Source organism: Actinoalloteichus hoggarensis (genome assembly GCF_002234535.1).
Lineage (GTDB): Bacteria > Actinomycetota > Actinomycetes > Mycobacteriales > Pseudonocardiaceae > Actinoalloteichus_A > Actinoalloteichus_A hoggarensis.
In genome coordinates this window covers 5,068,752-5,082,906 of the sequence record NZ_CP022521.1, presented here as the reverse complement: position 1 = coordinate 5,082,906, position 14,155 = coordinate 5,068,752, and the positions used below count along the sequence as shown (strand labels likewise).

Genomic DNA, 14,155 nt, shown 5'->3' with positions numbered 1-14,155 from the left:
CTGCCCGTGTCGGGCGAGCCGGGGCGTCGCTCAGGCCTCCACGAGGGTGTGGTCGTCGGTGACGCGGACGGCGGCGGCGACACCACCCGCGCCGCACTCCGGGCCGTTGGGGTAGACGTCCTCGACCGTCAGGCTGATCGTCTCGGCCAGGATCTCGGCGCCCGCCCGGTCCACGAGGGTCACGGAGACCTCGGCGGGGCCCGCGGCCAGTTCGGGCAGGTCGACGAAGCCGTGCAGCGTCCCGTCGGGGACCGAGGAGGCGGAGCAGACGCCGTCCACGCAGCCCTGATCGACCGTGTCGCTGCCGGGTCGCAGCGAATCCATCCCGCAGTCGTCGCCGCAGTCGGCGGGCATGTCGGTCTCCGTGCACTCGTCGTCCTGGCAGAGCAGGACCCGCGCCTCGGCGACGTCGGGCGCGAGGCCTGCGGCGACGTCCAGCCCGAGGCCGGTGCGGGCACCGATCGCCGTGCACTCCACCCCGACGCCCGCGCCCTGGGTGCCGCAGCCCGCCAGGACGACCAGGCCGAACGCGACGAGCATCGACCGCGATGATCTCCTCATGACGTGCAGACGGAGCCGTCGTCGCGATCCGTTGCATCGAACCGGAGCCGCCGCGGTCGTGCGGCGGCCGGGCTCGGCGGTCGGCGACCGAGGCTCGGCGGTCGAGGCTCGGCGGTGCGAACGGTGCGGCGCCTCGGTCGGGCGCGCGCCCCGGTCCGGCGGCGGCGCGCCCGTCCAGGAGGGCTACCGGCCCTCGGGCGCCAGCCGCAGGGAGACCGAGTTGATGCACCACCGCTGGTCGGTGGGCGTCTGGTAGCCCTCGCCCTCGAAGACGTGGCCCAGATGGCTGTGGCAGCTCGCGCACAGCACCTCGGTGCGGCGGGCCCCGTGGCTGAGGTCCTCCCGCAGGATCACGTGGTCGGCGTCGGAGGGCGTGTAGAAGGACGGCCAGCCGCAGTTGGACTCGAACTTCGTGTCGCTGCGGAACAGCTCCGCGCCGCAGGCACGACAGAGATAGACGCCCTTGGTCTTGGTCTCGGTGTACTCGCCCGTCCAAGCGGGCTCGGTGCCCGCCTGCCGCAGGACCCGGTACTCGACCGGCGTGAGCTCCTCCCGCCATTCCTCGTCGGACTTCACGACCTTGGGTGTGGCACCCCGGACTGGTTCCATGCCCTCAAAATAGTCCTGCCGGGCCGACCTCGGCGCGTCCGGCGACTGCGGTGGTCATCACCCCGTGCCGCCTCGACGTCCCGCCTGGTTCACCCGAGGAAGACGGTGGCGGCGAGCACCAGGATGTGCCAGACGAGCAGGACGAACGCGGTCAGGATCAGCGTCACCACGACCACGGCCACCAGCCGTCGGCCGCCGCCGACCCGGTTCGCCGAGTCGGTGAACTCCCGCAGCGCCGCCAGCGAGCCCTCGATGGTCATGCTCGGCCGGTCGCGTTCCATCCGGTCGAGATGCGCCGCGAAGGCCTTGGCCTCCGGATCGTGCGGGTCGAGGCCGATCAGGTCCTCCGTGAAGCGATCCGAGGGCGCCGTCGGGCCGCCCGCGCCCAGCTCGCGGTGACCGCCGTCGTCGGAGTCCCTCGGCCGACTGCTCTCACCCATGACTCCACGGTAGCGGTTCCGTCGCGACCCGCTCGGCAGTGCACCGGGCCGGGGTACGAGACGGTCGCGTCGCTCCGGGCGCGAGGCGGGCGCACCGCGCTTACGCTGGCCCGATGGCCGATGCCGTCGAGATCGCCGTCCCCGGGCCGCACGGGGACCGACGTGTCCGGGTGACCAACCCCGACAAGGTGTACTTCCCCCAGCCGGGGATCACCAAGCGCGAGCTGGTCGAGTACTACCTGACGGTCGCGGAGCCGCTGCTGACCGCCCTGCTGCATCGGCCGACCACCCTCAAACGGTTCCCGGACGGGGTGGACGGCGAGCCCTTCTACGCCAAGCGCGTGCCGAAGGGCGCGCCGAGCTGGGTGGAGGGAGTGCGGATCACGTTCCCGTCGGGGCGCACCGCCGTGGAGGTGTGTCCGACCGAGCCCGCCGTGCTCGCCTGGGCCGCCAACCTCGGCACCTTCGACTTCCATCCCTGGCCGGTCCGCCGCGCCGACGTGGATCGCCCGGACGAGTTGCGCATCGACCTCGACCCGCAGCCGGGGACCACCTTCGACGACGCCGTCCGGGTGGCGTTGGTGCTGGCGGAGGTGCTCGGCGACGCGGGCATCGTCGGCCATCCCAAGACCTCCGGCGGCCGAGGCATCCACGTGCTGGTCCGCATCCGCCCCGAGCACGACTTCGTCGGGGTCCGCCGCGCGGTGATCGCGTTGGCGCGGGAGGTCGCCCGGCGGATTCCGGAGTTGGCCACCGTCTCCTGGTGGAAGGAGGAGCGCGGCCGCCGCGTGTTCCTGGACTTCAACCAGACGGCACGGGACCGCACGATCGCCTCGGCCTGGTCGGTGCGGGGCACCCCGAGGGCCACCGTCTCCACCCCGCTGCGCTGGGAGCAGCTGGAATCGGTGGAACCGGACGACTTCACCCTGCGCACCGTGCCGGACTGGCTGGCCGAGCACGGCGACGCGCACGCGGGCATCGACGACGACCCGCAGTCGATCGAGCCCCTGTTGGAGTGGGCGGCGCGCGATGCGCGCGACCACGGACTGGGCGATCTGCCCTATCCGCCCGACCACCCCAAGATGCCGGGGGAGCCGCCCAGGGTGCAGCCCAGCCGGGAACGCCGCAGGCCGACGAGCTGACGAGACACGCGGGCTCACGGAGGGGCCGGCTTGGCTCCGCCGGCCGCCCGGTTGCGCTGATCGCCGGGGCTCCGCCGACCGCCACGGCCGCCGTCCGGACCACGTCCGCCCGCGCCGCCTTCGTGCGTCGTCCGGTCGACGTCGGCAGGCGTGACGATCGGTCCCGTGGTGATCTCGTGATGATCGGCCGTGTGGTGGTCGTTCGCCGACGCTCACCGCCCCGGGGGCTTGAGGCCGGGGCTTAGGATTGCGCCCGGTGCCCGTCCGGCTTCTCGGGCGGGATCATGCCCTGGTTCGACAGCGCAAGGATGTTCGGTGAAATCTGACAACAGCCCCCCCAGGGGCACCCGTGATCTGCTTCCCGCCGCCGTCGCCGACCGCGATCATGTGCTGGCGGCCATCACGGAGGTCTACCGGCATCACGGCTATCACCGCATCGAGACGCCCGCGCTGGAGGACATCGGCAGGCTCACCGGCGGCCAGGGCGGCGAGAACGAGAAGCTGATCTACCGGGTGCTGCGGCGCGGACTCACCGAGCCGCTCGCGGAGGGCGTCGGGCTGGCCGACCTGGTGGATCTGGGCCTGCGCTACGACCTGACCGTCCCGTTGACGCGCTTCTACGGCGCGCACCACGCGCAGCTGCCACTGCCGTTCCGATCGTTCCAGTTCGGGCCGGTGTGGCGGGCGGAACGACCGCAGAAGGGTCGGTATCGGCAGTTCTACCAGTGCGACATCGACATCATCGGCGAGGAGAGCGTGCTCGCCGAGATCGAGCTGATCGAGGCGACCGTCGCGGCGCTGGACGCGATCGGCCTGACGGGGACTACGGTCCGCATCTCCGACCGCAGGCTGCTGGCCGCCGTGGCCGAACACGTCGGGCTGCCCGAACAGGCCTGGGACGGCTTCTTCATCACTCTGGACAAGCTGGACAAGATCGGCTGGGACGGCGTCTCCGCCGAACTGGTGGAGTCACGCGGGCTGGCCGCCGAGGCGGTCACGATGGTGCGCACGCAGATCGAGCGCCTGCGGTCCGTCGCGATCGACGACGTGGTGGACACCTTGGCCGACGCGCTGCCGTCGCTGGACGAGCAGGTCCTGACCGACCTCGGCTCCACCATCGCCGGCCTGGCACCGCTCGCCGAGTCGTCGGGCTCGACCTGGGAGTTCGACCCGACGCTGGTCCGGGGGATGGGGTACTACACCGGTCAGGTGTTCGAGATCGTCCACCCCGACAGCTCCTCGTCGGTGGCGGGCGGCGGGCGTTACGACCGCCTGATCGGCCGGTCGCTCGGTCGTGAGGTGCCCGCCTGCGGCTTCTCCATCGGTTTCGAGCGCATCGTGGACCTGCTCGGCGGGACGCGACGCGGCGAACAGGTGGCGGTGCTGTACGAGACCGACGTCCCCGCGGCCGAGGTGCTGGCCGTCGCACGGGAACTGCGGTCGGCCGGTCGGCCCGCGGCTCCGGTGCGCAGGCGCGGCAAGTTCGGCGCTCAGCTCGACCGGCTCACCGACTGGGGGTTCACCTCCTTCGTGCACCTCGGCACCCGTCGGGACTCGGCGGCGCCGTGGGCGGAGCGACCGCTCGGCGAGCGGTGACACCGGCGGCGGGTCGTCGGCCCGTGTGACGCGTCGGCCCGGGCGGGACGAGCGCACGGCCGGTCGCGGCGGCGCCGGGTGGCGATGTCGCGGCGGTCGGCCGTCGGCGCCGCGGCACCGGTGTTCTCCGGCGGGGGCCTGCCGCGCGCCCGCGCCTGCCGGTGCCCGTCGCCGAGCGGGGCCGTGCGCGCCGTCGTGTCCGACATCGCCGTGTCCGACATCGCCGGGCCCGCCGTCGCAGGCTGCTCGACGGGCCGCGCGGCGGTGCCCGTCGCCTGCCCGGCGGTGTGGCCTCGCCAGCCCGCGTCGCGGCGGTCCGGTCCTGCGCGCTGGGTGACCGGGACCGTCGTCCATTCACTCATACGCATACGCTGATCGAACCGAGCCGGGATGTCCGGGGGGACGATCACGCCGACGAAGACGCACGTCATCGGCGGTGTCCGGAGTCGCGGCTCGTCTCGCGGAGTGACGCGACGTCCAGATGGTGAGACGTCGGGCGCGGGGTGATGTCACGGTGTGTGTCGGGTTCGGCGACTCCGTCGTGCCGGCACTTCAATCTGGCGGTGGTGCCGGGGTGTTCGCCGCGTGCAGCAGCATCGACAGGCGTCGGCACACGGCGTTCTGTAGGAGGTCACCATGGAGAGTGTTCGAGCTCAGCCGCCCGGTCTCGACGGATGCGGTTGCTGTTCCGGATGCACCGGGCCCGGCTGCGGCTGCTGCAAGGGCTGCTGACCGGACGGTCAGCTCGTGTCCGACGGCGAGGACCGCGGTCGGAACGGTCGAGTCGCGGCGGCGGGCGCGGCGGATCCCCGTGCCCACCGCCTGCTCGGCCGATGACTCGCCGCCTGCCGCCGCCCCCTCCCACACTCGCCCGCCGCGCGATCGACGCGACGTCGAAGGCGGCTGCTCGCCGAGCCCCGAGCACTTCGCCTCCGAACGGGCGGATCGGCCCGTCGCACCGAGGGGCGCGTCGCCCTCGACGCGGGGGCGCGGCGGTGACCGGCGCGAGCCCGCACCACGCTCTCCCGGTGGCCTCACGATCGCCGAGCCAGGGCCGGCGCCCCCGGTGTCACGGCGGACAGACCACCGTGTCCTCGGGTACCTCGCCGTGCACCAGGAAGTCCTCGGCGACGCCGGTGGCACAGGTGGAGGTGCCCACCGCACCGTGCCCGGCCCCCTGCCAGTCCACCAGCACGGCGCCCGGCAGCGCCTCGGCGGCCTTGGCGGTGCCGAGGCCCGGCGTCACCGGATCCAGCGCCGTCGCGATCACCATGGTCGGCGGCAGCCCGCCGACCTCGGGCGCGGCGGGCTCCTCGGTGGGGATGGGCCACGAGCTGCACAGCATCAGGCGCTGTGCCGCCTGCCCGCCGAAGTAGGGATGCCGTTGAGCCCACTCCTCGGCCAGCTCGGCGACCCGGTTCGGCGGGATGCGGTCGCGGGTGTCGTTGCAGCCGTTGATCATCATCGCCTCGAATCGGGGCTGGTCGACACCGGACGAGGTCAACAACGGCTCGACCAGCGCCGCCAACGCCTGTCCCTGCCCGTCGATCGCACTCGCGACGCGGTCGGCCAGATCGGACCAGCCCGCCCGGTCGGCGAGTCCGAGCAGGATCGCGGAGGTGGCCAGACCGTGGGTCAGCGGCGCGCGCTCGGTGGGCAGCGGCTGGACGGCGAGGTCCGCGAACAGCGTGTCGAGGGCCTGCCGGGGGTCGGAGCCGAGCGGACACTCCGGACCCGACGCGCAGTCGCTCAAGAAGGCGTCCAGGGTGGACTCCGCGGCGCGGGCCTGCTCCTCGGCGAGGCCGACGGCGTCCAGGTTCGGGTCGGGCACCCCGTCGAGCACCAGCCGGCCCACCGACTCGGGGAACCGCGCGGCGTAGGTGGTCAGCGCCTGCGCCCCCTCGCCTCGGCCGATGGCGTTCAGCCGCTCCAGCCCCAGCTCGCCGCGCAGCTGCTCCAGATCGCCCGCCGTGCGATGACCGTCGAAGGCCCTGGTCAGCTGGTCGAGGATGAGGGTGCACTCCTTGGCCGCGCTCTCGGTGGCCGTCTGAAGGCCGCGCAGCTCCTCGGCGGTGGCCGCCGTGGGGTCGTAGGACAGCACCGTCTCCCGGTCCTGCGGACGGACGCAGCTCGTGTCGAAGGACGTCCCGGTGCCGCGCCGGTCCACGCCGATGAGCGAGAAGGTCTCCAGCGTCTCCGGGGACAGACTCCGGGCCAGCCGGGCCGCGTACAGCGTGCCGGGCAGGCCCGCGGCGTCGTCGACCACGACCAGTGGCGTCGGGCCGCTGCCGACCCGCAGCAGGTTCAGCGGGGTCGAGCCGAAGCCGGGCATCCCCGGCGCCTCCAGCGGCGCGACCAGCTGCGCGCACTGGTATTCCGCCGAGCCGTCCGCGGCATCGCCGAGCCGGTCGGCGGTCGCGGCCGTGCAGTCGGACCACGCGAGCATCCCCGACGGAGTCTCCAGGTCGGGAACCGGCACCTCGGCGTCGCTGCCGTCGTCGCCGGGTGCCTCCGTCGGCCCGTCGATCAACAGCGGCACCGGCGGACGCTCCGAGCCGCCTACCGTGCAGGCGGCGGTGAGCAGCACGGCGAGCGCGGCGCACAGCACCGTGACCGTCCGTTCGATGCGCGGCACGGTGTCTCCTTGCTCTCGAAGCGGTCGTCGGGTCCGGGACTCGGGCGACGTCGGCGAGGTGCGGTCGGCTTGAGACCCGCCTGCCGTCCGGAGTCGGCGGGTCGGCCGGACCCCACTCGCTGACCGGCCCGCCCTCGCTGACCGGCCCGCCCTCGGCGGCCGTCCCGACGTCCGGCTGGTCGACGTTCGTCGACGCCCCCGGCCTCGGGTCGGCGGGTGCGGACGCGCGACTCAGGCTACGCAGTCAGGGTGCCCGTCTGCCCGTGAGGCGCGCATAACGAGCCGGGCGCGACGCGATCGGCGGGCGACGCCGGGCCGGTCGCGGGCGGTCCCTCGGATGGCCGCGGAGCGCGGGATCGCCCGTCGGGGCGGCGGCGCGTGGCGTGCGTGGGACGACGTCCGTCGCACGGCGGTCCGCGGCCCTCGCCCGGCGCGCGGCGTGATCAGCGAGATGCCTGTGGGCGGACCTCGCCCGCGAGCACGGCGGCCAGGTCGTAGCGGACCGGTTCGTCGAGCTGGTCGTATCGGCACGACGCGGGATCGCGGTCGGGGCGCCACCGGCGAAACCGGGCGGTGTGGCGGAATCGGGCGGGCTGGGCGCCCTCGGTGTGGTCGTAGGCGACCTCCACCACCCGTTCCGGCCGCAGCGCGACCCAGTCGGTGTTCGCCTTACGCCATCGGCTCTCGCCTCCGGGCAGTCGCTGCCCGTCGACGGGGCGGTCGCCGAGCCAGGGATGTTCGTCGGCGTCCGTCACCCGCAGGTCCGCGAGGTCGTCCGCCAGCGAACGGCGGACGGCGGCGGTGAAGGCGCCCACGACGCCGACGTGATGCAGGGTCCGCCGCTCGTCGTACAGTCCGAGCAGCAGCGAGCCCACCGAGGTGCCGGGCTCGGTCTTGGCGTGCCAGCGCAGCCCGGCCACCACGCAGTCGGCCGTGCGCTCGTGCTTGAGTTTGATCATGGTGCGGCGTCCGGGAGTGTAGGCGCCGTCCAGCAGCTTGCAGACGATCCCGTCCAGTCCGGCGCCCTCGAACAGATCGAACCAGGTCATGGCCGTGTCCGGGTCGGTCGTCGCGGGGGTGACGCGCAGCCGGGCGGCCTGGCCCGTCGACCCGAGCTCGATCAGCAGCTCGCGGCGTTCGTGCAGGGGAGCGCCGAGCAGATCGCGGGAGCCGAGGGCCAGCAGGTCGAAGGCCAGGAACTCGGCGGGCGTCGCCTCGGCGAGCATGCGGACCCTGCTGTCGGCCGGATGGATGCGTTCGCCGAGCGCGTCGAAGTCGAGCCTGCCGCCCCGGGCCACCACCAGTTCGCCGTCGAGGACGATCTGCTCGGGCAGGACCTCGGCGAGCCGCCGCACCACTTCGGGAAAGTAGCGGTTCAGCGGCCGGCCGGTGCGTGACTGCAGGATGATCTCGTCGCCGTCCCGGAAGACCACGCAGCGGAAGCCGTCCCACTTGGGCTCGAACAACCAGTCCCCGGCGGGCAGTTCGGCGGCGGTGCTCGCCAGCATCGGCTCGATCGGCGACTTCAACGGCAGTGCCATCCCGACATGGTCTCCCGGCGGCCGTCGCCCGGCATCTCGACGCGACGCCCGGCACCGGGTCGGGTTCTGGCTGGTCAGGACACGCGCACGGCCGGGACCGCGTCGAGATCCAGATGGACGGTCGCCGGGAGGACGGCCACGCCCAACGATCGGCGAGCACGCTCGAGGACCCGCTGATCGAGATCGGCCCAGATCGTCGGAAGATCGCCGCCCTCGCGCAGCGACAGCGTCACCCGCAGCCGGGGCCTGCGGACGCTCCCGACGACGGCCACGCGTGCCCGCGCCACTCCGGGAGTCGCCTCGGCGTCGGCGCGGACGGCCTCGGCGACGGCCGAGGCCGTGACGACGAGCAGGCTCGTCCCGCCGTCGGCGAACACCAGGTCGACGCGGTGCTCGGGACGCAGCACGAGGAGGACCGCGCCGAGCCCCGCCGCCGTCAGCAGCAGCCCGGTCAGTATCGCCGCCGCGCCCGCGCCCGCCGCGTGCGTCCCGAGCCAGTCCAGCGCCAGCGGGTCGGCCAGCGGCCGTCGCCCCCGGAAGACGCCGAACAGACCGCTGCCCGTCAGCGACGCCACGAGCCCGATCACGACGGCCAGCAGACCCGCGCTCCAGACGACGGCGCGGGCCCAGGCCATCGACCGGACGTCGATCGGACGGCGTCGACGACTCATCGGATCGTCCGCCCGCGTCGCATGTCCAGCGAGATCCTCGGCTGTTCTCGCAGCGGCAGGTCCGCCACCAGCCGTCGGGTCAGGCCGAGGAGCCGGGTGCGTAGTTCGTCCGGCATCCCGTCCGCTCCGACGACACGCACCCGGACCCGGCGTCGATCGGCCCGCACGGCGACGTCCACGACGTCCTCCTCGGCGCGGAGGCGACGGTCCACGAGTCGGGCCACCGATCGACCGGACGTGGTGACCGACACCTCGGGTCGCAGGTCCGCCAACGGGAGGACCCGTCTGCGGGCCGCGGACGCCGCCGTGCACAGCAGCAGGCCCGACGCGATGGTCAACAGCGAACCGGCCAGCACCTCCCGATCCGCCCAGCCGAGTCGGGAGCCGTGCTCGAGCCAGGCACGCCACGGCACGATCAGCGGCGCGCCGCCCGGACGCAGCCAGGACCGGCTCACCTCGACGACGAGCAGCACCCCCGCGACCGCGGCCCCCAGGCCGACGAGCGTGGCGAGCAGCCGCACCAGCAGTCGCATCGACGTGGCCTCCCGGTGTGTCGGATCGTCGGATGGTGCGCGCGGGGGGATCGGGCGTCGCGAGGCGGCGGGAGCGGGTCAGCGCGGTGACGGACCGGCGTCGGCACGGAGGCCGTCGACGACGATGTCGAGCGCCCGCACGGGGGTCCCGGTGACCCGATCGACCTCGGCGATCACCCGGTCGCGGATGCGCCCCGCGACCTCGCGGACCCCGCACGGATAGCGCAGCGCCACGGCCAGCCGCACGCGCACCCCGTCGGCCGGGCCGGCGAACCGGTCCGGTGCCGAACCGTGCCGCCGTCGGCCTCGGACCCACCGGCGTCGGCGACGCGGGCCCGCCGCCCCGTCGTGACGCCGCACCCGCACGCCTCGGCCGCCGCGGCGGTCGGACAGGACCTCGGGGAACTCGTGGGCGACACGCCGGATCAGCTTGCAGTAGACGGCCGGTGCGATCGTGAGCGAGCCCCGGTCGTCGGGTTCGACCGGCGCCACGCCGTCGGGACGGGCTTCTCGGTGCACCGGCGGCGGGACCGGACGGCCGTCGTCTCGACCGGCGACGGTGCTCATCGCTCCTCGCTTCGATCTCCCCTGCCGAGGAGCTCGCCGAGGTCCAGCTCGCCGTCGAGGGCGCGTCCCGCGAAGAATCCGACGCCCCCGACGACCAGGCAGATCAGAAAGGCCGAGAAGCCGCCGAGGGCGCCTGCCAGGCCGAGGACGAGTCCGGCGATCAGTCCGGTGTGGGTGGTGGTCATGGAGGCCTCCTGTCGGCGGGACCGGGTTCAGCGGAATCGGGCGGGCCGTCGTCGCCTGCTCGCCCATCGGCGGAGCCGATGCAGCAGTCTGCGGACGGCGGTGTCGGGGCGGCGGCCGACGATCGGGCCGTCGAAACGGTCGGCCCGCCGAGACGGGCCGCCCGCGGCGTCGGCCCGATGCCTGCCGGGACGATCCAGGCCCAGCTCGGCACGGCGACGGGCCTCCTGGAGATCCCGCAGACCCGCGGCGAACCGGTCTGGGTCGCCGCCGAGGTCGGGATGGTGCTCGCGGACGAACGCCCGCAGCGCCGCGCGCTCGGCGGCGGCGGGTCGCCGGGCGGTCATCGGAGGATCCGATCGCCGCGCCCTCTCGACGCCCCGCGTGCCGTTCGACGCCCGCGACGGCGGGCCCGCGCCGGTGCCGCCGGGGCGGGCGGCCCGGCGACCGAGCCGGTCATTCGACGCGGGGAGAGGCGGGCTCCGGCCTCTCCTCCTCGGGGAGCCGGATGTCGTTCACCGCGATGTTGACCTCGATCACGTCGAGCCCGGTCATCCGCTCGACGGCGGTCACGACGTTGCGGCGCACCGCCCTGGCCAGCTCGGCGATCGACATGCCGTACTCGACGATGATGTCCAGGTCGACGGCGGCCTGTCGTTCGCCGACCTCGACCTGCACGCCCGCGGTGGCGGAGGTGCCGCCGCCCGGAATCCGCTCGCGCAGGGCGCCGAACGCGCGGGAGACGCCGCCTCCCATCGCGGCCACGCCGGAGATCTCCCTGGCCGCGATGCCTGCCACCTTCTGCACCACGGCGGGGGAGATGCTGGTCTTGCCCGACTGCTGCTCGCCCGCCGCCCAGGCATGCGCGGGCCCGGACAGCAGGCTCACGTCGATGGTGCTCGGTTCGTCGTTGCGAGTCACCCCGCTGGTGGTCGCCATGGCGCTGGTCCCTTCGTCGCCCGACCGCGCCCGTCCTCGGTTCGCCGCGGCCGGTCGACACCGGGCGGCGCCGCGGGGCCGGGCGCGCGTGGTCCGTCCGACCGGTGGTGCCCGTGCGGCGCGAGACCTACCCGACGCGACCCGATCGGATGGTCTGGGGCTCACCCGACCGATGGGGCCGGGCGGCGGCGGACCGGCGCCCGACGGCGGGTCGTCGGCCGCGCCGCGTCAGTCAGGCCCGTTGAACCGAGGAGCCGGGGCGGGCGGATGCCCTGGCGTGCCGGAGGAAGAGCTGGCCGTCGGCGAGCAGCACCGAGCGCAGCGTCATGCCGACGGGTGCCGCGACGGGCGGCGCCGCGGCGGCGAGCCGAGGGGCCGCACCGCCCTCCAGCAGCGGCGCGACGGTCAGGCACAGTTCGTCCACGACGTCGGCGGCGATCAGCGAGCCGAACAGCCGAGGCCCGCCCTCGCAGCAGACGCGACGCAGTCCCCGGTGGTCCAGCTCCGCGATCAGGGCGCTGGGCTCGACGGCGCCGTCTCCGACGATCACCACGTCGGCGCCCGCGTCGGCGAGGGCCCGGCGTCGGTCCGTCGGCGCGGACTCGACGGTGAAGACGATCGTCGGCGCGTCGGCCGAGGCATCGGCGAAGAGGCCGCTCGCCGGGTCCAGGTCCGCCGTGCCCGTGACGACGGCGATCGAGGGCAGCACGGCGAGCCGCAGCCTGGCGCGTCGCTCCGCCCGGCTCTCCCGCGGTCGGACCGCCCGATACCCCTCGGCGACGGCGGTGCCCGCGCCCACCAGGATCACGTCCGACAGATCGCGGAGCATCGACAGCATCCGACGGTCGGCGGGGCTGGAGAGCGACCGGGAGCGGCCGTCGACCGCGCTGGCGGCGCCGTCGAGACTCGTGACGAAGTTGACGCGCAGCCACGGCCGGTCCAGGGGCTCCGGGTAGGCGTAGACGTTCTCGATCTCCGGTTCCGACAGCAGCAGGCCCGGCACCGGCCGTTCGGCGGCGTCGGCGGCGACTGTGGCGCCGGTCTCGGTCGAGGCGAGGAAGAGGCTCTGCACGTTTCCATCCCGGGGCGAGGTTTAGGCTCAAGGGCATGTCCGCCACCCACCTGACCGACCGTCGTCCAGAGGTCGGGCCGGACGAGCTGGTGGCGGCGATGTGCCCGCCGCCGAGATTCGACGGCGTGCGTTTCGACACCTACCTGCCCGACCCGGCGCAGCCGAGCCAGGCCGCGGCGCTGACGGCCTGTCGCGAGTTCGCCCGCCGCGTCGGCGCGGGCCGGGCCCGTCGATCGTGGTGGCAGACGCTGACCGGCGCGGGCAGGCAGGCGACGGGCAGGCCAGGACTCTATCTGGACGGCGGTTTCGGCGTCGGCAAGACGCATCTGCTCGCGGCCGTCTGGCACGAGGTGCCCGAACCGAGGGCCTTCGGCACGTTCGTGGAGCTGACGCACCTGGTAGGCGCGCTCGGCTTCGGCGAGACGGTGCGCAGGCTGTCGGGCTACAGCCTGCTCGCGATCGACGAGTTCGAGCTGGACGACCCCGGCGACACGATGCTGGTCACCCGCCTGATCGCCGAGCTCACCTCGGCGGGGGTCTGCGTGGCGGCGACGTCCAACACGCTGCCGGACCGGCTGGGCGAGGGACGCTTCGCCGCGGGCGACTTCCTGCGAGAGATCCACGCCATGGCCGAGCGCTTCGAGATCGTGCGGGTCGACGGTGCCGACTATCGACATCGGGGTCTGCCCGACGCCCCGCCGCCGGTGTCCGACGCCGAACTGGCGGCCAGGGCGGACGCCGTGGCCGGGGCCACCATCGACGACTTCGACGCGCTGTGCACGCATCTCGGGACCCTGCACCCGTCGCGCTACGGCAGGCTGGTCGACGACGTGAGCGTCGTCCACCTGCGCGGCGTGCGTCCGGCAGGCGGTCAGGACGTGGCGCTGCGGCTGGTGTCCTTCGCCGACCGGCTCTACGACCGTGCGGTGCCGGTGGTGGTCTCCGGTGCGCCGGTCTCGGAGCTGTTCACCGAGGAGATGCTGCGCGGCGGCTATCGCAAGAAGTATCTGCGGGCCGTCAGCAGGTTGATCGCGCTGTCGCGGGGCTCGGCCGAGCCCGAGCAGGACGGCGTCCGCGCCGCCCGGGCAGGTCGGACCAGGCCCGCCTGACCGGCCCGCGACCGGCGGCCGGGTGTCCTACGGCCGGCGGCCCCGGTGACGGAGTTCAGGAACGCCCGTCCCATCACCGCCCGAGCCCGCACCACAGGGTGTGTCGCGCCGAAGTCGTCCGCATCGCGCACTCCGCGCGAGAACAGGGCGAAGGCGGCCACCGGGGCGCCGTCGAGACCGAAGATCACCCTGGCCGCGTTGCGGCGGCGCCGAACCGACCCGCGAACACCGCCGACGCCATCCGAGCGCCCTCCGACCAGGCGAGGTCGTCGCGGGTGTCATGGGCGGGCATCTCGCGCATCCAGCGGGCGCCGACCGGCGGCCCGACGACCTCGCGTGCGGCTCGGCCGTTCTGCGACGCCGACGGGATGCGCGGCGATCTCGACGATCGCGTCGCGGGCCGCAGGCACCCGCATTCGCGGCGGCGGGCGCCGGGAGTGCGACCGACGCCCCTCCTCGACGAGGTCCACCGAGGGCGAGACCTGCACGGTTCGCCCCGCGGGTCTCGATCGGCGTCGTCCCCGGACGGGATCGGTGGCGGTCCGCCTGGCGACCGA

At 74.1% G+C, this 14,155-nt stretch carries 15 protein-coding genes; 3 read left to right on the top strand and 12 right to left on the bottom strand.

Annotated features, from left to right (window positions below):
* Positions 1-30 precede the first annotated feature (30 nt).
* The 3 genes from AHOG_RS28840 to AHOG_RS21700 form a co-directional block, all read right to left on the bottom strand.
* Positions 31-540: a hypothetical protein gene (locus AHOG_RS28840; protein ID WP_157736977.1), complete on the bottom strand. Its 510-nt coding sequence runs from the start codon at positions 538-540 to the stop codon at positions 31-33.
* Between the two features lie 204 nt (positions 541-744).
* Positions 745-1,170 (bottom strand): peptide-methionine (R)-S-oxide reductase MsrB, encoded by a 426-nt coding sequence (gene msrB, locus AHOG_RS21705; protein ID WP_093942994.1) that lies wholly within the window; start codon positions 1,168-1,170, stop codon positions 745-747.
* Positions 1,171-1,259: 89 nt separating this feature from the next.
* Positions 1,260-1,610, bottom strand: a complete 351-nt coding sequence (locus AHOG_RS21700; protein ID WP_245856372.1) for a hypothetical protein — start codon at positions 1,608-1,610, stop codon at positions 1,260-1,262.
* A gap of 113 nt (positions 1,611-1,723) precedes the next feature.
* Between AHOG_RS21700 and ligD the strand changes: the two genes are divergently transcribed.
* Together ligD and hisS are read left to right on the top strand one after the other, a co-directional pair.
* Positions 1,724-2,752 carry a non-homologous end-joining DNA ligase gene (ligD, locus tag AHOG_RS21695; RefSeq protein WP_093942993.1) on the top strand — a complete coding sequence of 343 codons (1,029 nt, stop codon included), beginning with the start codon at positions 1,724-1,726 and terminating at the stop codon, positions 2,750-2,752.
* Between the two features lie 315 nt (positions 2,753-3,067).
* Complete coding sequence (gene hisS, locus AHOG_RS21690; protein ID WP_093942992.1) at positions 3,068-4,348, top strand: histidine--tRNA ligase; 1,281 nt, start codon at positions 3,068-3,070, stop codon at positions 4,346-4,348.
* 1,069 nt (positions 4,349-5,417) lie between these two features.
* On the opposite strand, the gene AHOG_RS21680 is transcribed toward hisS, so the two are convergent.
* The 9 genes from AHOG_RS21680 to AHOG_RS21640 all read right to left on the bottom strand — a co-directional run bounded on the left by AHOG_RS21680 (position 5,418) and on the right by AHOG_RS21640 (position 12,489).
* Entirely contained in the window at positions 5,418-6,983 is a 1,566-nt protein-coding gene (locus AHOG_RS21680) for an alpha/beta hydrolase (RefSeq protein ID WP_093942990.1), read from the bottom strand.
* A 443-nt stretch (positions 6,984-7,426) separates the two neighbouring features.
* Positions 7,427-8,524 carry an ATP-dependent DNA ligase gene (locus tag AHOG_RS21675; protein WP_093942989.1) on the bottom strand — a complete coding sequence of 366 codons (1,098 nt, stop codon included), beginning with the start codon at positions 8,522-8,524 and terminating at the stop codon, positions 7,427-7,429.
* A 74-nt stretch (positions 8,525-8,598) separates the two neighbouring features.
* Positions 8,599-9,195: an Asp23/Gls24 family envelope stress response protein gene (locus AHOG_RS21670; protein ID WP_093942988.1), complete on the bottom strand. Its 597-nt coding sequence runs from the start codon at positions 9,193-9,195 to the stop codon at positions 8,599-8,601.
* Complete coding sequence (locus AHOG_RS21665) at positions 9,192-9,728, bottom strand: DUF6286 domain-containing protein (protein ID WP_093942987.1); 537 nt, start codon at positions 9,726-9,728, stop codon at positions 9,192-9,194. Before AHOG_RS21665 ends, AHOG_RS21670 begins: the two co-directional genes overlap by 4 nt.
* Before the next feature lie 78 nt (positions 9,729-9,806).
* A complete protein-coding gene (locus tag AHOG_RS21660) occupies positions 9,807-10,295 on the bottom strand; it encodes an Asp23/Gls24 family envelope stress response protein (RefSeq protein WP_093942986.1) in 489 nt (162 codons plus the stop codon).
* Positions 10,292-10,480, bottom strand: coding sequence for a hypothetical protein (locus AHOG_RS21655; protein WP_093942985.1), 189 nt, complete (start codon positions 10,478-10,480; stop codon positions 10,292-10,294). Before AHOG_RS21655 ends, AHOG_RS21660 begins: the two co-directional genes overlap by 4 nt.
* Before the next feature lie 27 nt (positions 10,481-10,507).
* A complete protein-coding gene (locus AHOG_RS21650) occupies positions 10,508-10,825 on the bottom strand; it encodes a hypothetical protein (protein ID WP_093942984.1) in 318 nt (105 codons plus the stop codon).
* 109 nt (positions 10,826-10,934) lie between these two features.
* Positions 10,935-11,417: an Asp23/Gls24 family envelope stress response protein gene (locus tag AHOG_RS21645; protein ID WP_093942983.1), complete on the bottom strand. Its 483-nt coding sequence runs from the start codon at positions 11,415-11,417 to the stop codon at positions 10,935-10,937.
* Between the two features lie 232 nt (positions 11,418-11,649).
* On the bottom strand, positions 11,650-12,489 hold the full coding sequence (locus AHOG_RS21640) for a dihydrofolate reductase family protein (protein ID WP_245856371.1): 840 nt from the start codon (positions 12,487-12,489) through the stop codon (positions 11,650-11,652).
* 35 nt (positions 12,490-12,524) lie between these two features.
* Here AHOG_RS21640 and zapE point away from each other — a divergent pair, with 35 nt between their 5' ends.
* Positions 12,525-13,598, top strand: a complete 1,074-nt coding sequence (gene zapE, locus AHOG_RS21635; protein ID WP_093942982.1) for a cell division protein ZapE — start codon at positions 12,525-12,527, stop codon at positions 13,596-13,598.
* Positions 13,599-14,155 lie beyond the last annotated feature (557 nt).